This window comes from Cupriavidus sp. 21MJTG02-4 (assembly GCF_057798975.1).
The window spans coordinates 84586-104800 of sequence record NZ_JBYOJP010000012.1 but is presented as its reverse complement, the minus strand read 5'-3'; the positions used below and the strand labels follow the sequence as shown (position 1 = coordinate 104800).

Sequence of the window (20215 nt, the reverse complement as noted above, 5' to 3'; positions counted from 1 at the left end):
CCGCTGCCACCCCCCATAAAATGACCGTCATCAAGCAAGAAGACCTCATCCAGAGCGTCGCCGACTCCCTGCAGTACATCAGCTACTACCATCCGATGGACTACATCACCAGCCTGGGCCGTGCCTACGAGCTGGAGCAGAGTCCGGCCGCCAAGGATGCGATCGCGCAGATCCTGACCAACAGCCGCATGTGCGCCGAAGGCAAGCGCCCGATCTGCCAGGACACCGGCATCGTCACGGTGTTCGTCAAGGTTGGCATGGACGTGCGCTGGGATGGCGCCACCATGAGCCTGACGGACATGATCAACGAGGGCGTGCGCCGCGGCTACACCCATCCGGACAACGTGCTGCGCGCGTCGATCGTCAGCCCGCCCGAAGGCGCCCGCAAGAACACCAAGGACAACACCCCCGCCGTGATCCACTACGAGATCGTGCCGGGCAACACCGTGGACATCCAGGTCGCGGCCAAGGGCGGCGGCTCGGAGAACAAGTCCAAGTTCGTGATGCTGAACCCGTCCGACTCGATCGTCGACTGGGTGCTGAAGACCGTGCCGACCATGGGCGCCGGCTGGTGCCCGCCGGGCATGCTGGGCATCGGCATCGGCGGCACCGCCGAGAAGGCGATGGTGATGGCGAAAGAATCGCTGATGGAGTCGATCGACATCCAGGACATCATCGCCCGCGGTCCGAAGGACTGGATCGAGGAACTGCGCGTCGAGCTGTACGAGAAGGTCAACGCACTGGGCATCGGCGCACAGGGCCTGGGCGGCCTGGCTACCGTGCTCGACGTCAAGATCATGGCCAGCCCGACGCACGCCGCGTCCAAGCCGGTCGCGATGATCCCGAACTGCGCCGCGACCCGCCACGCGCACTTCACGCTGGACGGCAGCGGCCCGGCCAAGCTCGAAGCGCCGGACCTGTCGCAATGGCCGAAGGTCGAGTGGGCGCCCAACACCGAAACTTCGAAGCGCGTCGACCTGAACACGCTGACGCCGGAAGAAGTCGCGTCGTGGAAGCCGGGCCAGACCCTGCTGCTCAACGGCAAGATGCTGACCGGCCGCGACGCCGCGCACAAGCGCATCGCCGACATGCTGGCCAAGGGCGAGAAGCTGCCGGTGGACTTCAAGAACCGCGTGATCTACTACGTCGGCCCGGTCGATCCGGTGCGCGACGAAGCCGTCGGCCCGGCCGGACCCACCACCGCCACGCGCATGGACAAGTTCACCGAGATGATGTTGGCCGAGACCGGCCTGATCTCGATGATCGGCAAGGCCGAGCGCGGACCGGTCGCCATCGAGGCCATCAAGAAGCACAAGTCGGCCTACCTGATGGCCGTGGGCGGCGCCGCTTACCTGGTGGCCAAGGCGATCCGGGAAGCCAAGGTGGTCGGCTTCGAAGACCTCGGCATGGAAGCCATCTACGAGTTCGACGTCAAGGACATGCCCGTGACGGTCGCCGTGGACAGCCAGGGTACCTCGGTGCACAAGACCGGCCCCGCCGAATGGCAGGCAAAGATCGGCAAGATTCCGGTCGCGGCGCTGTAAGATTGCGCGCTTGCATGAAAAAGCCGGGTTCTCCCCGGCTTTTTTTCCACCCCCGCCCTTCCGCTTGCCCAACGTGAACCCCGCTCCCATCGGCGTCTTCGATTCCGGCCTCGGCGGCCTGTCGGTGCTGCGCGAGATCCGCGCATTGCTGCCGCAAGAGTCCCTGCTTTACCTGGCTGACTCCAAGTACGCGCCCTATGGCGAGAAACCGGAGTCTTTCGTGCAGGCACGCACGCTGCAGGCGTGCGAATGGCTGCTGGCGCAAGGCTGCAAGGCGCTCGTGATCGCCTGCAACACCGCGACCGGTCACGCCGTGGAACTGCTGCGCCAGACACTGCCGGTGCCGATTATTGGCGTTGAACCTGGCCTCAAGCCCGCGGCGGCGGCCAGCCGAAGCAAGGTGGTAGGTGTGCTGGCCACAGCCAATACGCTCAAGAGCGCAAAGTTTGCGCGACTGCTGGCGTCGCTAGATGGGGAAAGCCAGTTCATCTGCGAAGCAGGGCTCGGCCTGGTGCCACTGATCGAGCAAGGCGACATCGACGGGCCTGACATACGCGGCCGGCTGAACAACTACCTCACGCCGATGCTTGAGGCTGGCGCCGACACGCTGGTACTTGGCTGCACCCACTACCCGTTCCTCTCGGACACCATCCGCGGCATGGTGGGCGACCAGCTGGCATTGGTCGATACCGGCAGCGCCATTGCGCGTCAGCTGGCGCGCAAGCTGACGGAACACGCCCTGGCAAGCGCACCCGATGCCATGCCGCTGGACCGCTTCGCCTCGACCAAGGATGCCACCCATCTTAGGCAGATGGCGGCCGCGCTGCTGCATATCGAAGCGCAGGCGGAGACAGTGACCATCGAACCCGCCCCTGCCTTCTGACGCCTAGCGCAAAAAACCGAGCGGACGGTGCGCCCGCACGTCCGGCTTGACCGCGTGCTCGTGCCGCAACTGCGCGAGAAATTCTTCCGGCGTCAGCGAATCGCCGAGCAGCACGCACTGACGCTTGACCGTGGCGAAGTCGCCGGGCGTCAGGCAATCCATCGCATCGAGCTCTTGCCGCATGGCATCCGTCAACCGGGCCTCGTCACCATCCAGCGCTTCATCGACGAACATCGTGGCGCGCTGGCCGGCCTTCAGCGGCAGGAAGCGGATCTTGAACGAGAACCTGCGCAACGCAGCCTCGTCGATGCGGTCGAACAGGTTCGTCGTGCAGACGAAGATGCCGTTGAAGCGCTCCATGCCTTGCAGCATCTCGTTGACTTCCGACACCTCATAGTTGCGCACGGCCTGCTGCCGGCTTTGCATGAAGCTGTCGGCTTCATCGAGGAGCAGCACCGCGCCGTCTTCCTCGGCGCGGGCAAACATGGCGGCAATCTGCTGCTCGGTCTCGCCCACGTACTTGCTCATCAGGTCCGAGGCGCGCCGGATCATCAGGGGCGTGTCCAGCGCCGCGGCAATATGCTCGGCCAGCGCGGTCTTGCCCGTGCCAGGCGGCCCATAGAAGCACAGCGTGCCACGCTGCCGCACGCGTAGCGCTTCAATGATCTTTGCCACGTCGTAGCGTGTTTCCAGGTGCAGGTTGTCCAGCCGATAGTGGGTCACCACGGGCCTGACCTCGGCCTCCGGCCGCAGCCCCATGGCGCGGTCGGCGTGCTCGAGCTGGCGCAGGATCAGCGCCTCGACCGGCTCCTCCACGTCGGGCCGGGCCAGTTGCACGAAGCGCGCGGCGGACTGCACCTGGGCCGGCGTGAGCGTCTTGCGCCCGGCCAGCGCGGTGATGAACGGATCGCTGACATCCAGCCCGCCAAGGTGCTTGCGGATGATGTTCTCGCGCACCAGCGGCGGCGGGATCTTCAGTTCGAGATGGAACTGGAAACGGCGCAGATAGGCGGGATCGATCTGCCGGATCGAATTCGAGATCCAGATCACGGGGACCGGATTCTGCTCCAGCGTCTGGTTGACCCAGGCCTTGCCGTTCACCGAAGCACGCGCATCCTCCTGGCCGAACAGGCTCATCAGCTCGCGCGAACTGCCGGGGAACACGTCCTCCACTTCGTCGAACAGCAACGCGGTGCGCGGCCGCCCGCGCAGGAAGGCCTGCGACACCTGCAGCGAGCGATAGCGGTCCTTGCCCGAGAGGCTGTTGCCGTCGCGGTCCAGGCAATCGACCTCATACAGTTCGCAGCCCGCCTCGCCTGCCAGCAAGCGCGCGAACTCGGTCTTGCCAGTGCCGGGCGGGCCGTAGATCAGCACGTTCACGCCCGCCGCATGCTGGCGCGTGGCATTGGAAAGCAGCGCGGAAAGATAGCGCGCGTCGGTGTCGACATGCGGATAATCGGCAACGGTCAGCGTGGGCGGCGCGGCCGGGCGCGTGAACACCGCCATCATCTCGGCCTCGTTGGCATAGTTGCCGAGCAGCACATGCAGCAGGCGGTCGGACAGGCGCATCAGGTCGCCCAGGTCGGTCACGCTGTTCTCGGGCAAGGGCTGCTCGATCAGGTTCAGCGTCTCCAGCCGCGAACCGGGACGCAGCGACGCGGCGACGTCCGCCGGGCTCGCGCCGGTCAGCCCGGACAGGATCTGGAACGCCTCCTGGCTGTGCGCCACCTTACAGTCCACCATCACGGCGCGCAGGTCGCGCTTGTACTTGGCCAGCGCCGCGAAGAGCAACAGCTTGCGCTCGTGCTCGGGCAGGTCCAGCACATGACTGAGCATGTCGATATTGCGTACCAGCAGCACGCGCTCGCCATCGAGCCGCGATGCGATGGCCGAAGCCGAGGCATCGAACACCGCGAACATGTCCTTGGCGTGGTGCTTGACGTACTCGTCGAGGTAGTAAAACAGCGCGCTCTCGTCGAAAGCGCTGTTCCATTGGCCATGGCGCTCCAGGAACTCCTCGGGCGTCAGGCGTCCCGCCCCTTTCCACGCCGGCATGTCGGCGCAGCGGGCCGACAGAAAGCGCTGCACGCGCAGCACGACACCATACGGCCACACCATTTCCTGCGCGCTGACCGTCAGCACGTCATTGATATTGCTGCGCAGGTTGAATCGCGGCCCCAGCGCGCACACGACCCGCAGGGCAAACTGGGCGCACATCCAGTCCAGCGCCGAACTGGCCGACAGGCCCGGCCCGGGGCGCAGTATCTTGGAGCGGTCCTCTTCAGCAAAACGTGTGAAGTCCATGGCCTCATCCCCGTGCCCCCGATTGCGACGCCGCAACAGGGGTACCAACCCGCTCGCACTCTTTTCCCTATGCTAGCGCGCTTTGCGGCTTGCGGCGCATTCCGAACGCCTCGCCATGCCCGCCATTGTTGTGCCGCCCTCCCCCTCGAAATGCTGCCTGGATTTGGGGGTATAACTGCCCTTTGGACAAATTTCCAGCTGCGGCGCACAAATCACAACAAATAAGAATCATTATCGTTTATACTGCTCCACTGACACGCCGCCCGAGAGTGGCGCTCCCCGGCAACCGTATTGCAGGAGCGTTTATCATGGAATTGCTTGTTAGCTTGCTGGTCGGATGTGGTATCTCGCTGATCCTGTTCTATCGCAAGTGACTCTGTGCCGGTCGGCAGACACTGTTGTTCACCTCATGTTCGATCAACGCTTCCTCAAGATTACGCTCGCCGTCCTGCTGTTCCACGCCGGCCTGCTTTACCTGATCCAGAGCGGCCTGGGCCGCAAGATGACCGAGGCGGTGATTGCCCCGGAAATCATTGCCCGCATCATTCCGCTCGAGCAGCCCAAGCCGCCCGCTCCGGAGCCGCCCAAGCCCAAGACGGAAACGCCGCCCAAGCAGGTGAAGGTCACCACGCCGCGGCCGACGCCGCCGCAGCCCAAGCCGGTTCCGCAACCGGTCGCCGCGCTGCCGCCGTCGCCCACCGCGATCGAAGCGCCACCGACGCCGCCCGCCCCCCCGGCTCCCGCAGCGCCCGCGCCCGAACCTGCGCCCGTCTCGTCCGCGCCGCGCGCCGTGGGGATCGGCGAGATCCAGTGCTCGCCGCCGCAGCCAAGCTATCCGGCGCAGTCGCGCCGCATGGGCGAGACCGGCAAGGCCGTGGTGCGCCTGACAACGGATGAAACCGGCAAGGTGGTCAAGACGTCGGTAGTATCCTCCAGCGGATCGTCACGGCTGGACCAGGCTGCCGTCGACGCCGTCCAGCGCATGCGCTGCAAGCCGTACATGGACAACGGCCGCGCCATTGCCGTGACCGCGCAGCAGCCGATTGGCTTCGAACTGAACTGATCTCAACCTACAACGTACTCACCAGGAACCAACATGCAGGACCTCGGACTTTCCCACCTCTGGTCGCAAGGCGATTTCGTCATGCGTGCGACGGCCATCATTCTGCTGATCATGTCGCTCTTGTCGTGGATCGTGATCCTTACGAAGGCGTGGGATCTGGTTCGCCTCAAGAAGATGGCGCACGGCGCGGAAAAGCGCTTCTGGCACTCCGACGACTTCGACCACGCCCTGGAAACGCTGGGCGCCAACGACGCCAACCCGTTCCGCACGCTGGCCATCGCCGGCAAGGACGCCGCCCAGCACCACCGCGCCAGCCAGCCGCAGCTGCATGACGTGATGGACATTTCGGACTGGCTGACGCGCTCGCTCAAGAGCTCGATCGACGAAGCCGTTGCGCGCATGCAGTCCGGCCTGGCGGTACTGGCTTCGGTGGGTTCCACCGCACCGTTCGTGGGCCTGTTCGGCACGGTGTGGGGCATCTATCATGCGCTGATCGGCATCGGCGCCTCGGGCGTGCCCACGATCGACAAGGTCGCCGGCCCGGTCGGTGAAGCCCTGATCATGACGGCCTTCGGCCTGGCCGTGGCCATTCCCGCGGTGCTCGGCTACAACGCGCTGACGCGCGGCAACAAGGCGGTCATCTCCAAGCTGAACCGCTTCGCCCACGACCTGCACGCCTACTTCGTGACCGGCGCGCGCGTTCGCCCGACCGGCACCCGCGCCGAAGACAACGCCGTGCGGCTTGCCGCGGCACGGCAGTAACACCCTCGCATCAAGGAAGTCATCATGGCATTTGGCACCCTCGACGGCGACGATGACGAGGTGATGAGCGAAATCAACATGACGCCGCTGGTCGACGTCATGCTGGTCCTGCTGATCATCTTCATCATCACGATCCCGGTCATCAATCACGCGGTAAAGATCGACCTGCCGCGCGCAAGCAATACGCCGAACGATTCCAAGCCGCAGAGCATCAATGTCTCGATCGATGCCCAGGGCAAGGTCTACTGGAACCAGACTGAAGTCGACGAGACCACGCTGGCGAACAACATCGCCCTGGCCGCCCAGCAGGAACCGCAGCCCGAACTGCACCTGCGCGCGGACCGCGAGGTGCGCTATGAACGCGTGGCCGAAGTCATGGCCGCCGCACAGCACGGCGGGCTCGGCAAGATCGGCTTCATCACCGAACCGAAACAGTAGGCACGGCCTGACCTGGCTATGCGGAATGAAGGGCATCCCACGGGGATGCCCTTTTTCTTTGACTGGACCGATGCGCCAACTGTGTAACGATTGATCGGCCCCGTTGAAATGATAACGGTTCTCATTTATGATTCTTTCATCGCAAGCACGGACCTCCGGTGACGCCATGCGCCCGGCGTGCAAGCCAATCCCTCATTGCCGAACGGAGCCAGATGATGAGCACCCTTTCCCTGCCGCTGTCGCAACCCCGTGAAGTTACCCGCCGCCGCCTGTCGCTGCGGCGCGTGGAAGTTGCCCCGCAGGGCCGACGCGATACGCCTGCGGCATCCGCGCTGGAATCCGTGAAATCCGCCGTGGCGGCCATTCCGGCGCGCCTGGAAGCCCTGGTACGCGACAGCCTGCCGAATTCGCCCGTGGCCGAGCCTGTCGCGCTCGAAACCATCATGCGTGGGGCCACGACGCTGCCGATCCGCCATAACGGCGACATCTACACGCTGCGCGTCACGCGCTACGGCAAGCTGATCCTGACAAAGTAAGGGAATGACACGGCGCTGGCACTGCAGTGCCGGCCGTCACGGAAAGTGAGAGGCGGCAGGCCGAATGGCCTGCCTGCCGATGGCAAGGCGACGCGCTTGCCAGCCCCGCAGCCAGGCGGGGCTTCCGGCGAAATGGGATCAGGGGATCCGGGGATCAGAGACCCAGCGCCGCGATACCAGCACGGGCGATCTGGGCGTCTTCCGTCGACTTGACACCCGAAACACCTACCGCACCCACGACCTGCTCGTTGCAGACGATGGGCACGCCGCCTTCCAGCATGCCCTGCAGCGTCGGGGCAGTCATGAAGGAATAGCGACCGTTGTTGATCATGTCTTCGTAGACCTTCGATTCGCGGCGACCCAGGGCCGAAGTGCGGGCCTTTTCCGTCGCGATATAGGCCGAGATCGGCGCCGTGCCGTCCAGGCGCTGCATGGCAAGCATGTGGCCACCATCGTCCACCACCACGATCGAGACGGCCCACTGGTGCGCCTTTGCCTCGGCCTCTGCTGCGGCCATGATCTTCTTCACGTCTTCTGCCGTCAGCACGGTCTTTTGCTGCATACCACTCTCCTGATGTTCATACGGTGTGAGGCGGAAGTATAGCGCCGCGCAAATGTCCCGGTCACCGCGCGAGGTGTGCCTGCGAGGGACAAACACAATTGCCCAAAACAACATGACCCGCACATCAGGCGGGTCATGTTGTCGATCCGCCGACGTCGCGAGACGCCGGCAACCGTCGTGCGTCAGGCGCCGTCGGTAAATGGGTCCGGCTTGCTGGTGCGGGCACCGTCGGTGAACGGATCCGGCTTGCTGATCCGGGCGCCGTCGGTATAGGGATCGGTCTTGCCGACACGCGCGCCGTCGGTGAACGCATCCACCTTCCCGATCTTGGCACCATCCAGGAACGGATCGACCTTGCCCGTACCGGCAAACGATGGCAGTGACACTGCGGAAAGCGCCGCCAGGGCGGCGACAGTCGCCAAACTACGCTTGATATTCATGAGATTCCCCTTTTTCTCTGACAGACAGGCGCCGCGAGGACCACGATCTTTTCGTGTGACATTGCGGCGTCACAGATGCAGTTTAGGGGAAACCCTAATAGTGGTATCCCTAAGCCTTTGAGCGGTCTGTTCAGAAAATTTGATGACACGAACCGTTAGGGAACTTGCCGGGAGCGGCCTTTCACTTATATCGCGCGAAGCGGACAAAATAAAAGAGCCCCGAATCGGGGCTCTTTCTTTCAAAAACCTTGGAGGGCTGGCTATCAGCGCCAATGGCCATGACCGTGGTACCCACGGGGGCCGTAGTACGGACGCGGGCCATAGTAGCGCGGGCCGTAATAACGCGGACCGGGACCGTAGTACCGCGGACCGTAATACACCGGCGCCGGGGCGTAGTACACCGGAGCGGGCGCCACCACGACCGGCGGAGCGGGCGGATAGTACACCGGGGCCGGAGGATAGTAAGCCGGCGCGCCGACAACCACGCCAGGCACACCGATCGCAACGCCAACGCTCACATGGGCCATTGCCGCACCCGACGCAAGGCCAGCGACGATACCGAATGCTGCGAGCCACCAACGTTTCATTTTTCCCGCCCCTCTGTCCCGGATTCCTGATGACTGTATTCTAGTGGTTCGGAAATTTCCAAGTGCAACGGCGCTCACGACATTGTTACGAGCCGTAACAGACGGATCACTTGGCTGGAAAACCGGCTTTGAGAAGAAGCGCTTGCAACCCGCACTTGCATCCCGGATGCGCAACCACCACAATATTGGCCTTTCCGCGCGGCCGTGGAGAAATTGGTAGACTCAGCAGACTTAAAATCTGCCGCCCTTACGGGCTTACGGGTTCGAGTCCCGTCGGCCGCACCAAGCTGGCTGCGGCCGCCGTCTCATCCCGCCTTTCAGTTCAGGCCATCAGGTAGCAGAGCGCTGCGCCGCCGGCCATGAGGAAGACAAAGATCACGCCAGCGAGGGCAAGCGGCTTGCGCCCGGCGCGCAGCAGGTCGCCGATCCGCGTGTGCAGGCCGATGGCCAGCATGGCACAGGCAAGCATCCAGTTGTCCAGCGCGGTCAGGCCGCCCTTCCATTCCTGCGGGACGACGCCCGCCGAATTCACCGCCATCACGGCGACGAAGCCAACCGCGAACCACGGCACCGACTTCAGCAGGCCGCTCAGGCGCGGACCACCGCCCTGAGCCTTGGCATCCTTGTTCGGCCACAAGGCCATCACCAGCAGCACCGGGCCGAGTGCCAGCACGCGGACCATCTTGGTCACGACAGCAGCGTCCGCGGTCGTATCGCCGATCATCTTGCCCGCTGCAATCACCTGCGCGACTTCATGCAGCGTCGCGCCGGTGAAGATGCCGAACATGCGCTCGGTGACATTCCAGTGGTAAGTGCCCGTCACCAGCTCGAACAGGTACGGATAGAGCAGCATGCCGACGGTACCGAACAGCACCACCGTGGCCACCGCGACCGCCGTCTGCTTGTCGTCGGTACGCACCACGGACGACACCGCGATTGCCGCGGCGGCGCCGCAGATGGCGCTGCCCGAGCTGACCAGGATGGCTTCGCGGCGGCTCAGGCCGAATACTTTCGTACCGATCAAGGTGCCGAACAGCAGCGTACCGAGCAGCATGGCGAGCGGCACCACGATGCCGGACAGGCCGAGCGCGGCGATCGAGGCAAAGGTCAGTCGCAGTCCATACAGGGCCACGCCCAGGCGCAGCAGGTGCTGACGCGCGATCTGCATGCCAGGCGCCAGCGGTTGCAGCCAGTGCTTGGGCATGGTGTTGGCGGCGATCATGCCGGCAAACATGGCCAGCGTCAGGGCGCTCAGGCCGTAGCGCGAGACGGCGGGATGGTCGGCCAGAACCATGGCGAGCCATGCCACGCCCCCAAGGGGCAGCAAAGGCAGCAGGCGCTGATGCCACGGCAGCACGGCGGCTGGCGCAATAGCCTGGGCGGAATTGGTAGCGGACACGGATGACATGGCGGCAGGTTTTTGATTAGGTGTATGGAGCGTACCTTCCCCCTCTCAATCTGCAAAACGGGTAATATCGGTATGAATTACCTGAAATGTCGATATGGACCAGCGCCCCCTTCGCCTGACGTTGCGCCAGCTCCAGGTCTTCGTCTCCGTGGCTCAGCACGGCAGCACGGTGGCAGCCTCGGAAGCCCTTTCAATGTCCCAATCGGCCGTCAGCGCCTCTCTGGCGGAGCTGGAGCGTGCGCTCGACGGCCCACTGTTCGACCGCGTGGCAAGGCGTCTCAGCATCAACGAGACCGGGCGGCAGTTCTTTCCGCGCGCCTTGTCATTGCTCGACCAGGCGCAGGAGCTTGAGCGGTTCACGACACAGACCGGGGTGCAGCTGCGCATTGCCGCCAGCAATACGATCGGCAGCTATATCCTGCCGGCGCTGATGGCGGGCTTTCGCGCTTCGCAGGGCGGCCCGTGCCAGCTGGATCTGCGCATCGGCAATACGCGCGACGTCTTACGCTCGGTGATGCAGTTCGAGGCCGACATCGGGCTCGTCGAAGGCGCGAGCCATGAACGCGAGCTGCGCAGCATGCCGTGGTGCGATGACGAGATGGTCGTCGTGGTTGGCCCTTCCCATCCACTTGCCGCGCCGAATGCGCCCCTTGATGGCCTGCGCGATGCCGAATGGATCGTGCGCGAGCCGGGCTCCGGCACACGCGAGATCATTGAAGAAAGACTGATGCCCCTGCTGGGCGAGCTACGCTTCGCGCTGGAGCTGGGCAACGCCGAGGCGATCAAGCGTGCGGTGATGAGTGGTTTCGGCGTGAGTTGCCTGTCGCTGCACGTGGTCCGCGATGAACTGGAGCGCGGCACGCTGGTAGCGGTGCGGCAAGGCTTGCCCCGCATTGTCCGTCCGCTGCAATTAGTGGTGCACCAGGACAAGTTTCCGACACGGGGGCTGCTGGCCTTTACCGAGTATCTGCGGATCACGGCTCAACAAGTCGGTGCGCAGGCGTAGATCGATGCAGACGAGGCACAAACGAAAACAGCGCCCATCGGGCGCTGCATCTTTTTCAACTGGAGGCGGAGGTCGGAATCGAACCGGCGTACACGGCTTTGCAGGCCGCTGCATAACCACTCTGCCACCCCGCCAGGTGACGTGCTGCTGAATTGTACCCGCATCAACTGATGGTGCTTGCGGCTACCAACCCAAACAAAAAGGGAAGCGCTGCTTCCCTTTGGGGATGGAGCGGGAGAAGAGTCTCGAACTCTCGACCTCAACCTTGGCAAGGTTGCGCTCTACCAACTGAGCTACTCCCGCGTAAAACTTTTACTACTACGAGTGCGACGACAAACCATCGCTTGTTACCGCACCCGGAATTAACCTGGAGCGGGAGAAGAGTCTCGAACTCTCGACCTCAACCTTGGCAAGGTTGCGCTCTACCAACTGAGCTACTCCCGCATTGCGCTGCTTCACGCTCACCTTCGAGGCGAACACGCAATTGACTGCAAACAACAGCTTCTTGCGTTAAACCAGCTTATCTCGCCGCTTTCGTTTGCGTCGTCAGCAGCGAGAACAAGATTATTGCAAAGGGCAGATCTGTTCGTCAACACTTTTTTGCGCGCGGCATCATTTTTGTGTGCGCGCCTCACCGAGAACGCCGGCGCGCTCCCGGATCTGCGGCCAGGCCAGCTTCATGTAATAGAACATCGACCACAGCGTCAGCACCGCGGCCACGTAGATCATCCAGGTGCCCACCACTTGCGCGTCGATGCCGAACAGCCGGTCACTGAAGAGCAGCATCGGGATCGCGATCATCTGCACCGTGGTCTTCAGCTTGCCGAGGAAGTTCACCGCCACACTCTTGGAAGCGCCGATCTGCGCCATCCACTCCCGCAAGGCCGAGATCGTGATCTCGCGGCCGATGATGACCAGGGCCACCAGGTCCGCCACCCGGCCCAGTGCCAGCAGCGACAGCAGTGCCGCAGTGACCATCAGCTTGTCGGCCACGGGATCCAGGAACGCGCCGAATGCCGAGGTCTGGTTCCAGCGCCGAGCCAGGAAGCCGTCCAGCCAGTCCGTGACCGCCGCGACGATGAAGAAGGACGCCGCCGTGACGTTCTTCGTGTGCATCGGCAGCCATGCTTCCGGCAGGTAGTACACGCCCACCACGAGGGGAATCATGGCAACGCGCAACCAGGTCAGCAGGATCGGGATATTGAAGGGCATGGGGCTCGGAGACCGACGGGGCAATGACGAATTCCGCGATTGTCGCCGATTTCGGCGCCAATGCACGCCCGGCGGGGTAAATCGCCGGGCCTGGGGCATCAATGAAGCTGGCGGTAGATCTCCTCGGCAAGGCCGCGGGAGATGCCGTCGACGCTGGCCAGCTCGTCAATACTGGCCGCCATGACGCCGCGCAGGCCGCCAAAACGGGTCAGCAGCTTCTGCCGCCGGCGTGCACCCACGCCCTCGATCTCTTCCAGCCGCGAGGTCGTGCGTGCCTTGGCCCGGCGCGCGCGCATGCCCGTGATGGCAAAGCGGTGCGCCTCGTCGCGGATCTGCGCGACCAGCATCAGCGCCGCACTGCCCTGCCCGAGTTCGAGCGATGGCCGGCCATCCGCGAATACCAGGGTTTCGAGGCCGACCTTGCGGCCCTCGCCCTTGGCTACGCCCACCAGCAGCCCGATATCAAGCCCCAGCTCCTCGAACACCTGGCGCGCCACCTCGACCTGCCCCTTGCCGCCGTCGATGAGCACCACGTGCGGCAGCGGCGACGAGGCCTCGCCGGCGGCATCCTGGCCGCCCTCCTCCTGCATCTGCTCGACCAGCTTCTGGTACCGGCGCGTCAGCACCTGGCGCATGGCCGCGTAGTCGTCGCCCGGCGTAATGTCCTGGATGTTGTAGCGGCGGTATTCGCCGTTCTGCATGTCGTGATGGTGAAACACGACGCAGGACGCCTGCGTGGCCTCGCCAGCGGTGTGGCTGATGTCGAAGCACTCCACACGCAGCAATGCCAGGTCTTCCAGGTCGATGCCGATCGTCTCCGCGAGCGCACGCGTGCGCGCCTCCTGGCTGCCCTGTTCCGCGAGCCGCCGCGCCAGCGCCAGTGCCGCACCCTGCTGCGCCATCTCCAGCCAGGCCTTGCGCTGACCCTGCGGCTGCCGCACCAGCGCGATCTTGCGCCCCGCATGGAGCGCCAGGGCATCCAGCAATGCGGCATCGTCGGGAACGTGGCTGACGACGATGATCGGGGGCGCCGCCTGATCCAGGTAGTGCTGCGCCATGAACGCCGACAACACGCGCGCTGCAATGCGTTCCACGCCCGGCGGCCCGGCCGGTGCCGGTTCGCCTTCCGCGCCGCCTGCTGCCTCGTCGCTGTCCTCGACGATCATCGCCGCCTCGTCGGCATGCGCGGGGAAATAGGCCTTGTCGCCAAGGTGACGGCCGCCGCGCACCATGGCCAGGTTGACGCACGCGCGTCCGCCTTCCACGACCGCCGCCAGCACGTCGATGTCCCGCGCCTGGCCGACCTCCTCCACCGCCTGCCGCTTGAGCACGGTCGACAGCGCCGCGATCTGGTCGCGCACCGCAGCGGCCTGCTCGAACTCCAGCCGGGTGGAATGCTCTTCCATCTTCGACTGCAGCCCCTCCAGCACCTCGGTTTCGCGGCCTTGCAGGAAGCGCGCCGCATTGCCGACGTCGCGCGCGTAGTCCGCCTCGTTGATCGCGCCCACGCATGGGCCGGTGCAGCGGTGGATCTGATGCAGCAGGCAGGGCCGGGTCCGGTTGTTGAAGACCGTATCCTCGCAGGTGCGCAGCTGGAACACCTTCTGCAGGATCTGCATGCTCTCGCGCACGGCGTAGGCGCTCGGGAACGGACCGAAGTACTGGTGCTTGCGGTCCGTGGCGCCACGGTAGTAGGCCATGCGCGGAAAACGATGGCCGGTCAGCTTGAGGAAGGGGTAGGACTTGTCGTCGCGGAACAGGATGTTGTACCGCGGCGCCAACGCCTTGATCAGGTTGTTCTCGAGCAGCAGGGCCTCGGCCTCGGTGCGCACCACGGTAGTATCGATGCGCGCGATCCTGGCCACCATCATGGCGATGCGTGGCGACAGCTGGGTCTTGTTGAAGTAGCTCGATACCCGCTTCTTGAGGTCGCGCGCCTTGCCGACATAGAGCACGTTGCCGGCGCTGTCGATATAACGATACACGCCGGGCAGGCCCGGCAGGCGGGCGATGACGGGCTTGGGGTCGAAGGGTTCTGCCGGTGCCGCTTCGGGCGGCAGGGCCGAAGCGTCAGGAAGCGGGTCGGACATGGGGGACGATGACCAATTCGATGTGGCCGGCTCGCGATTCGCGGCAACGGCTCTAAAATCCGAAGTTTAGAGCAATTCACTGCCCTCCCTCGCTTTGCCCGCCCGCCCTGCCTTGCCTGCCACCTCCGACATGCCAATCCGTTCCTGGGACATCTTCTGCACCGTCATCGACAATTTCGGCGATATCGGCGTCTGCTGGCGGCTGGCACGCCAGCTTGCGCAGGAACACGGCCATGCGGTGCGCCTGTGGATCGATGACCTGCAGAGCTTTTCCCGGCTGGCGCCCGCGCTGGACACGGCAGCTCGGCAGCAGCGCCTGTCCGGCGTGGAAATCCGCACCTGGCGCCCCGGTGGCGATGCCGATGACCGCGCCCGCTTTGGCAACCTTACCGTGCACGACGCCGTCATCGAAGCCTTTGCCTGCGACCTGCCGGAGGTATTCCTTGCCCGCATGGTGGCACGCGAGCGCGCCCCGGCATGGATCAACCTTGAATACCTGAGCGCGGAGTCCTGGGTGCGCGAGCACCACGGCATGCCTTCGCCGCATCCACGGCTGCCGTTGACGAAGCACTTCTTCTTCCCCGGTTTCGAGCACGGGACCGGCGGCTTGCTGCGCGAATCGATGCTGGGCGCACAGCGGGACACCTTCCTGGCCGGACCGGCCGCCCAGGCCGCCCTGTGGCACCGGCTGCGCGCGACCCGCGATGCCAGCGCGCTCAAGGTCAGCCTGTTTTCGTACCAGAACACTGCGCTCCCCGCGTTGCTGGAGCAATGGCGCGATGGCTCGGAACCGATTCAGTGCCTGATTCCGCAAGGCATGGCGGCCGAGCAGCTTGCAGCGTGGTCAGGGGAAAGCGCAGCGCCGGGCAAGGCGCTGGTACGGGGCAACCTGCAGGTCAACATCGTGCCCTTCGTGCGGCAGGAGCACTACGACGAAATGCTATGGGCCTGTGACCTCAATTTTGTGCGCGGCGAAGACTCGTTCGTGCGCGCGCAGTGGGCGGCGCGGCCGCTGGTGTGGCACATCTACCCGCAGGATGAGGACGCGCACCGCGACAAGCTCGACGCCTGGCTCGCGCTGTTCAGCCGCAGCGGCGTGGACGCCGCCGCGGCCACGGCCCTGGCGGATTTCTGGCACGCCTGGAATGCGTACGGCAACGCACCCGACTGGACCGCCTTGCGCAGCAAGCTGCCCGTGCTGGCACAAGCCGCGCGCCAATGGCAGGCGCGCCTGCTCGGCTTGGGTGACCTGGCGGCAAATCTCGTGGCGTTCTGTGAAAATCGGGTAAAATAGCGGGTTGATTTGATGGCGACCGGGCCGGGTAACCAAGGCTCCCAGACCAGACGGCAGCGCTGCCATGCGCGCGCCGTGGCGCGGGGGACCTGAGCGAACGCTGAGCACGGGGTCAAGCGCACGTGGGCACGGGCCCGCCAGGCGCCAGAAGCGGCAAGGCGACAGGGCTTCCTGCTGGCCGCGCCTGCGCCACACCTCGCCATACCAATTTCCGAGACTTTCTTTTTCAGGAAAACAGTTCAGATGAAAACCGCACAGGAACTCCGCGTCGGCAACGTGTTCATGATGAACGGCGTCCCGATGGTTGTGCAGAAGGCCGAGTACAACAAGTCGGGCCGCAATGCTGCCGTGGTCAAGATGAAGTACAAGAACCTGCTCACCGAAGCCCCGGGCGAGTCGGTGTTCAAGGCCGACGACAAGTTCGAAGTCGTGATGCTCGAGCGCCGCGAATGCACCTACTCGTACTTCGCCGATCCGATGTACGTGTTCATGGACGCCGACTACAACCAGTTCGAAGTCGAGGGCGACAGCATGGGCGACGCGCTGAACTACCTCGAAGACGGCATGGCCGTCGAAGTGGTGTTCTACAACGAGAAAGCCATCTCGGTCGACATGCCGACCACGCTGGTGCGCGAAATCGTCTACACCGAGCCGGCCGTCAAGGGCGACACCTCGTCGGGCAAGGTGCTGAAGGGTGCCAAGATCAACACGGGCTTCGAACTGCAAGTGCCGCTGTTCTGCAACATCGGCGACAAGATCGAAATCGACACCCGTACCGGCGAATACCGCAGCCGCGCCAACTAAGCGCACGGCTCGCCCCGCCGACCAAGCGGGGCCGGAAACGAGAAAAGGCAGCCTCGCTGCCTTTTTTATTGCCTGCCGCAAACGACGCGGCTACCCGCTCAGGCGATCAGTTGGTGGTCCTTGAGCAAACGCAGCGCGGCGCGATATTCGCCTTCCTGCTGCAGCTTGTTCCAGTCGAGCGGCTTGCGGCGTGCGAACAGCTTGCGGATACGGCGCTGCGAAGTCTTGTCGATGCCGCTATCGAGTTCGGCCAGCAACTGGTCGGCACGCTCGGGGTGGTTGCAGATCAGCACCATGTCACAGCCCGCAGCCAGCGCAGCCCGCGCGGCCTGCGTGACGTTGCCGGCCACGCTGGCCCCTTCCATGCTCAGATCGTCGCTGAAGATGACGCCCTCGAAGCCCAGTTGCGCGCGCAGGATGTCCTGCAGCCAGAACGGCGAGAAGCCCGCCGGATTGGGATCGACCTTCGGATAGATCACGTGTGCCGGCATGACCGACGACAGCGACAGGCCCATCCAGTCGTACGGGCGCGCATCCTGCCCGAGGATCTCTTCCAGCGGCCGTTCGTCCACGGGAATCGCGACATGCGAGTCCGCTTCCACGTAGCCGTGGCCGGGAAAATGCTTGCCGCAGTTGCTCATGCCCGCCAGCAACAAGCCGTGGTTCAGGTGCCCCGCCAGCATGGTGACCACGCGCGGATCGGCGTGGAAGGCGCGGTCGCCGATCACGGCGCTGCGGCCGTAGTCGAGGTCCAGCACCGGCGTAAAGCTCAGGTCGACATCGCAGGCGCGCAATTCACCGGCCAGCACGTAGCCGCAAGCCACCGCGGCCTTGGTAGCGGCCAGCACGTCGCGGTCCCACAGCTCGCCCAGCTTGCCCATGGCAGGCAGGTGCGTGAAGCCGTCGGTCTTGCAGCGCTGCACGCGGCCGCCTTCATGGTCGATGCAGATCAGCACGTCGTCGCGAATAGCACGAATGGCGCGCGTCAGCGCCAGCAGTTGCGCGCGCGATTCGAAATTGCGCGCGAACAGGATCACGCCGCCGGTCAGCGGATGTGCAATGCGGCGCGCGTCTTCGGCGTCGAGCTGCTTGCCGACAACATCAAGCACCACCGGTCCCGGCCGTTTGCCGGAGAGCTTCTTGGTCATGGATAGGGTTCGAGGCTAGGCTGGAGTTTCCGGAGTGGCCGCATGGCCGCCCCGCTCGGCGATTGCAAAAGCAACCGCATAGGCGTGTTCATCACTGACACTGACACGTATCGTCAGGCCGCGTTCCCGGATCCATTGGGCGAGCTCGCCATGGCATACCGGTGTCGGCTCGCCCGACGGCAGGTTCATCAGTTCCATCGCGCGCCAGGTCATCGGCCAGCGCATGCCGAGCCCGATCGCCTTGGAGAAGGCTTCCTTGGCGGCGAAGCGCGTCGCCAGGAAGGCCAGGCCGCGCCGCTCGGAGCGCGCCTTGCGTGCGTGGTACTTGACCAGTTCATCCGGGCCCAGCACCTTCTCCGCGAAACGGCCGCGCGTGCGCTCCATCACGCCTTGCACGCGCGCGATCTCGATGATGTCGGTGCCAACGCCGTAGATCACGCCGGGCTGCCCGCAACGGGATAGCGGGTACCAAGGCGCGCGGCCACCATGATGGCCTTGATCTCGCGCACGGCGTTCTGCCAGCCGGCGAACACGGCGTGCGCGACGATCGCGTGGCCGATGTTCAGCTCCTTGATACCCGGCAGCGCGGCGATGGGCTGCACGTTGGTGTAGTGCAGGCCATGGCCCGCATTGACCACCAGGCCATGACGGATGCCAGCATCGACGCCATCGGCAACGCGGCGCAATTCGATAGCCTGCTCGTCAGGCGTGTGCGCGTCGGCGTAGCGGCCGGTATGGAGTTCGATCACGGGCGCGCCACAGGCGGCGGCGGCGGCAATCTGGTCGGCATCGGCGTCGATGAACAGCGACACGCGGATACCCGCCGAGGCGAGTTGCTTGCATGCCGCGCTGACCTGTTCAAAACGCCCCGCTACATCGAGGCCGCCTTCGGTGGTCACCTCTTCGCGCCGTTCGGGCACGAGGCACACGTCCTGTGGACGGATCTCGCAGGCGATATCGAGCATCTCCTGCGTGATGGCGCATTCCAGGTTCATGCGCGTGGTCAGCAGCGGGCGCAGCGCGCGCACATCGGCGTCGCGGATATGGCGGCGGTCTTCGCGCAGGTGCAGCGTGATCAGGTCCGCGCCGGCCTCCTCGGCCTGCAGCGCGGCCTGGATCGGATCGGGATACACCGTGCCGCGCGCATTGCGCAGCGTGGCAACGTGGTCGATATTGACGCCAAGGTCGATGACGCCCGGATTTGCGTGGAAGATCATGCTTGCGGAATCAGCAGTGGGCCGGTAGCCCGGCGGGTCAAAGGTAGTGCAGGTCGATCAGGATCTGCCGCGTCTTGAGCGGCGCACCCTGCAGATAATAATGCAGAAGGAAGCGCATCAGCGCGCGGCTTTGCAGTGCGGTCTGCGCGCGCCCGTAATCATCCTGCGACATGTCGAGCAAGGTCTGGCCCGACACCACGGGCCACGACGACGGGTCGCTTGGCTGGGCCCTGCGCACGCCGCGCTCGGGCTGGTAGACATAGTCGAGTCCGGGCTGCACGCGTTCGCCGGTGCTCAGGCACTGGTCGAAGGCCACCGCGAAACCTGTTTCCTGCAGCAGCACGCGCTCGAAGCTGCGCAGCACCAGGCCGGCGGACTCGCCATGCGCCATGCGCGTGAGCGTAGCCATGTAGTGGCGGAACAATGCGGGATATCCGTCTTCGCGCGGGCAGAACCGCATCAGCAGTTCATTGAGGTAGAACGCGGACAGCAGCGCATCGCCGGACAGCGGTGGCATGCCGCCGACCCATTCGGCGCGCGTCAGCGTCTTGACCTCACCACGTCCGCTCCATGACAGCGAGATCGGATGAAAGTGCTGCAGCACTGGACGCAGCGACGAATGCGGCCGCTTGGCACCCTTGGCAACCATCGACAGCCGGCCGTGGTCGCGGGTGAATACATCGAGGATCAGGCTGGTTTCGCGATACGGCCACGCATGCAGCACGAAGCCCGGCTGCTCCGACACGCGCGCTTCGCTGCGCGCCGGAACGATGCGCATCGCCCGATCCATCATGGCGCGGCCGGCGGCGTCGGACATGCCGGGCAGCGCCCGGTTGTCCAGCAGCTCGGCGGCTTCATCCACGACCGGATCGGCGCGGCGGGCCTTGGGGACTCCGCGCGCGAAGTCAGGCATTTTG

The 20215-nt window shown here is 64.8% G+C and carries 20 protein-coding genes and 4 tRNA genes; 10 read left to right on the top strand and 14 right to left on the bottom strand.

Translation table 11 applies throughout. From position 1 onward, the window contains the following. The first annotated feature begins 20 nt into the window (after positions 1-20). Positions 21-1544 carry a fumarate hydratase gene (locus tag AC3FKH_RS22685; RefSeq protein ID WP_483708617.1) on the top strand — a complete coding sequence of 508 codons (1524 nt, stop codon included), beginning with the start codon at positions 21-23 and terminating at the stop codon, positions 1542-1544. Positions 1545-1617: 73 nt separating this feature from the next. Then, entirely contained in the window at positions 1618-2427 is an 810-nt protein-coding gene (murI, locus tag AC3FKH_RS22680; RefSeq protein WP_488678014.1) for a glutamate racemase, read from the top strand. Positions 2428-2430: 3 nt separating this feature from the next. Here murI and AC3FKH_RS22675 read toward each other — a convergent pair whose 3' ends face one another. Beyond that, positions 2431-4731 carry an AAA family ATPase gene (locus AC3FKH_RS22675; protein WP_488678012.1) on the bottom strand — a complete coding sequence of 767 codons (2301 nt, stop codon included), beginning with the start codon at positions 4729-4731 and terminating at the stop codon, positions 2431-2433. Positions 4732-5140: 409 nt separating this feature from the next. Between AC3FKH_RS22675 and AC3FKH_RS22670 the strand changes: the two genes are divergently transcribed. The 4 genes from AC3FKH_RS22670 to AC3FKH_RS22655 all read left to right on the top strand — a co-directional run bounded on the left by AC3FKH_RS22670 (position 5141) and on the right by AC3FKH_RS22655 (position 7530). Continuing rightward, a complete protein-coding gene (locus tag AC3FKH_RS22670) occupies positions 5141-5794 on the top strand; it encodes an energy transducer TonB (RefSeq protein WP_488678011.1) in 654 nt (217 codons plus the stop codon). A 33-nt stretch (positions 5795-5827) separates the two neighbouring features. After that, positions 5828-6556 carry a MotA/TolQ/ExbB proton channel family protein gene (locus AC3FKH_RS22665; RefSeq protein ID WP_483708621.1) on the top strand — a complete coding sequence of 243 codons (729 nt, stop codon included), beginning with the start codon at positions 5828-5830 and terminating at the stop codon, positions 6554-6556. A 24-nt stretch (positions 6557-6580) separates the two neighbouring features. After that, positions 6581-6994 (top strand): ExbD/TolR family protein, encoded by a 414-nt coding sequence (locus AC3FKH_RS22660; protein ID WP_488678010.1) that lies wholly within the window; start codon positions 6581-6583, stop codon positions 6992-6994. A gap of 215 nt (positions 6995-7209) precedes the next feature. Beyond that, positions 7210-7530, top strand: a complete 321-nt coding sequence (locus tag AC3FKH_RS22655; protein ID WP_483708623.1) for a hemin uptake protein HemP — start codon at positions 7210-7212, stop codon at positions 7528-7530. Between the two features lie 154 nt (positions 7531-7684). Here AC3FKH_RS22655 and AC3FKH_RS22650 read toward each other — a convergent pair whose 3' ends face one another. From AC3FKH_RS22650 to AC3FKH_RS22640, 3 genes are all read right to left on the bottom strand, one after another. After that, the gene (locus AC3FKH_RS22650; RefSeq protein ID WP_211949045.1) at positions 7685-8092 is read right to left on the bottom strand and encodes a heme-binding protein; all 408 of its coding nucleotides are present in this window, start codon (positions 8090-8092) and stop codon (positions 7685-7687) included. 182 nt (positions 8093-8274) lie between these two features. Next, positions 8275-8532: a hypothetical protein gene (locus tag AC3FKH_RS22645; protein ID WP_488678009.1), complete on the bottom strand. Its 258-nt coding sequence runs from the start codon at positions 8530-8532 to the stop codon at positions 8275-8277. Between the two features lie 263 nt (positions 8533-8795). Beyond that, on the bottom strand, positions 8796-9119 hold the full coding sequence (locus tag AC3FKH_RS22640) for a hypothetical protein (RefSeq protein ID WP_483708626.1): 324 nt from the start codon (positions 9117-9119) through the stop codon (positions 8796-8798). Positions 9120-9317: 198 nt separating this feature from the next. Here AC3FKH_RS22640 and AC3FKH_RS22635 point away from each other — a divergent pair. Continuing rightward, positions 9318-9404, top strand: a tRNA-Leu gene (locus AC3FKH_RS22635). 37 nt (positions 9405-9441) lie between these two features. On the opposite strand, the gene AC3FKH_RS22630 is transcribed toward AC3FKH_RS22635, so the two are convergent. Then, the gene (locus AC3FKH_RS22630; RefSeq protein ID WP_488678008.1) at positions 9442-10527 is read right to left on the bottom strand and encodes a YeiH family protein; all 1086 of its coding nucleotides are present in this window, start codon (positions 10525-10527) and stop codon (positions 9442-9444) included. Between the two features lie 94 nt (positions 10528-10621). Between AC3FKH_RS22630 and AC3FKH_RS22625 the strand changes: the two genes are divergently transcribed. Next, positions 10622-11533, top strand: coding sequence for a LysR family transcriptional regulator (locus tag AC3FKH_RS22625; protein WP_483708628.1), 912 nt, complete (start codon positions 10622-10624; stop codon positions 11531-11533). Positions 11534-11593: 60 nt separating this feature from the next. Here AC3FKH_RS22625 and AC3FKH_RS22620 read toward each other — a convergent pair. The 5 genes from AC3FKH_RS22620 to uvrC form a co-directional block, all read right to left on the bottom strand. Continuing rightward, a tRNA-Cys gene (locus AC3FKH_RS22620) sits at positions 11594-11667 on the bottom strand. 93 nt (positions 11668-11760) lie between these two features. Further along, positions 11761-11836: transfer RNA gene (locus AC3FKH_RS22615), tRNA-Gly, on the bottom strand. A gap of 65 nt (positions 11837-11901) precedes the next feature. Beyond that, positions 11902-11977 (bottom strand) — tRNA-Gly (locus AC3FKH_RS22610). A 168-nt stretch (positions 11978-12145) separates the two neighbouring features. After that, on the bottom strand, positions 12146-12745 hold the full coding sequence (gene pgsA, locus AC3FKH_RS22605) for a CDP-diacylglycerol--glycerol-3-phosphate 3-phosphatidyltransferase (RefSeq protein WP_483708629.1): 600 nt from the start codon (positions 12743-12745) through the stop codon (positions 12146-12148). Positions 12746-12843: 98 nt separating this feature from the next. Continuing rightward, positions 12844-14835 (bottom strand): excinuclease ABC subunit UvrC, encoded by a 1992-nt coding sequence (gene uvrC / locus AC3FKH_RS22600; RefSeq protein WP_488678006.1) that lies wholly within the window; start codon positions 14833-14835, stop codon positions 12844-12846. Positions 14836-14965: 130 nt separating this feature from the next. Between uvrC and earP the strand changes: the two genes are divergently transcribed. After that, entirely contained in the window at positions 14966-16129 is a 1164-nt protein-coding gene (gene earP / locus AC3FKH_RS22595) for an elongation factor P maturation arginine rhamnosyltransferase EarP (protein WP_488678005.1), read from the top strand. Positions 16130-16372: 243 nt separating this feature from the next. Further along, a complete protein-coding gene (efp, locus tag AC3FKH_RS22590; RefSeq protein WP_483708632.1) occupies positions 16373-16933 on the top strand; it encodes an elongation factor P in 561 nt (186 codons plus the stop codon). A 98-nt stretch (positions 16934-17031) separates the two neighbouring features. On the opposite strand, the gene nagZ is transcribed toward efp, so the two are convergent. Genes nagZ through recO form a run of 4 tightly spaced genes read right to left on the bottom strand, consistent with a single transcriptional unit; the run spans position 17032 to position 20211 of the window. Further along, positions 17032-18081, bottom strand: coding sequence for a beta-N-acetylhexosaminidase (nagZ, locus tag AC3FKH_RS22585; protein ID WP_488678004.1), 1050 nt, complete (start codon positions 18079-18081; stop codon positions 17032-17034). A 15-nt stretch (positions 18082-18096) separates the two neighbouring features. Continuing rightward, a complete protein-coding gene (gene acpS / locus AC3FKH_RS22580) occupies positions 18097-18519 on the bottom strand; it encodes a holo-ACP synthase (protein WP_483708634.1) in 423 nt (140 codons plus the stop codon). Beyond that, the gene (gene pdxJ, locus AC3FKH_RS22575; protein WP_483708635.1) at positions 18516-19298 is read right to left on the bottom strand and encodes a pyridoxine 5'-phosphate synthase; all 783 of its coding nucleotides are present in this window, start codon (positions 19296-19298) and stop codon (positions 18516-18518) included. The genes acpS and pdxJ overlap by 4 nt, the downstream gene beginning before the upstream one ends. A gap of 37 nt (positions 19299-19335) precedes the next feature. Beyond that, entirely contained in the window at positions 19336-20211 is an 876-nt protein-coding gene (recO, locus tag AC3FKH_RS22570; RefSeq protein ID WP_488678003.1) for a DNA repair protein RecO, read from the bottom strand. Between the last annotated feature and the right edge of the window lie 4 nt (positions 20212-20215).

Coding starts and splice junctions, on each gene's coding strand:
- AC3FKH_RS22655 (WP_483708623.1), top strand. CDS start 7,210: ATGAGCACCCTTTCCCTGCCGCTGTCGCAACCCCGTGAAGTTACCCGC.
- AC3FKH_RS22665 (WP_483708621.1), top strand. CDS start 5,828: ATGCAGGACCTCGGACTTTCCCACCTCTGGTCGCAAGGCGATTTCGTC.
- recO (WP_488678003.1), bottom strand. CDS start 20,211: ATGCCTGACTTCGCGCGCGGAGTCCCCAAGGCCCGCCGCGCCGATCCG.
- AC3FKH_RS22650 (WP_211949045.1), bottom strand. CDS start 8,092: ATGCAGCAAAAGACCGTGCTGACGGCAGAAGACGTGAAGAAGATCATG.
- AC3FKH_RS22645 (WP_488678009.1), bottom strand. CDS start 8,532: ATGAATATCAAGCGTAGTTTGGCGACTGTCGCCGCCCTGGCGGCGCTT.
- AC3FKH_RS22640 (WP_483708626.1), bottom strand. CDS start 9,119: ATGAAACGTTGGTGGCTCGCAGCATTCGGTATCGTCGCTGGCCTTGCG.
- nagZ (WP_488678004.1), bottom strand. CDS start 18,081: ATGACCAAGAAGCTCTCCGGCAAACGGCCGGGACCGGTGGTGCTTGAT.
- AC3FKH_RS22660 (WP_488678010.1), top strand. CDS start 6,581: ATGGCATTTGGCACCCTCGACGGCGACGATGACGAGGTGATGAGCGAA.
- AC3FKH_RS22685 (WP_483708617.1), top strand. CDS start 21: ATGACCGTCATCAAGCAAGAAGACCTCATCCAGAGCGTCGCCGACTCC.
- pgsA (WP_483708629.1), bottom strand. CDS start 12,745: ATGCCCTTCAATATCCCGATCCTGCTGACCTGGTTGCGCGTTGCCATG.
- AC3FKH_RS22670 (WP_488678011.1), top strand. CDS start 5,141: ATGTTCGATCAACGCTTCCTCAAGATTACGCTCGCCGTCCTGCTGTTC.
- AC3FKH_RS22675 (WP_488678012.1), bottom strand. CDS start 4,731: ATGGACTTCACACGTTTTGCTGAAGAGGACCGCTCCAAGATACTGCGC.
- uvrC (WP_488678006.1), bottom strand. CDS start 14,835: ATGTCCGACCCGCTTCCTGACGCTTCGGCCCTGCCGCCCGAAGCGGCA.
- earP (WP_488678005.1), top strand. CDS start 14,966: ATGCCAATCCGTTCCTGGGACATCTTCTGCACCGTCATCGACAATTTC.
- AC3FKH_RS22630 (WP_488678008.1), bottom strand. CDS start 10,527: ATGTCATCCGTGTCCGCTACCAATTCCGCCCAGGCTATTGCGCCAGCC.
- efp (WP_483708632.1), top strand. CDS start 16,373: ATGAAAACCGCACAGGAACTCCGCGTCGGCAACGTGTTCATGATGAAC.
- pdxJ (WP_483708635.1), bottom strand. CDS start 19,298: ATGATCTTCCACGCAAATCCGGGCGTCATCGACCTTGGCGTCAATATC.
- AC3FKH_RS22625 (WP_483708628.1), top strand. CDS start 10,622: ATGGACCAGCGCCCCCTTCGCCTGACGTTGCGCCAGCTCCAGGTCTTC.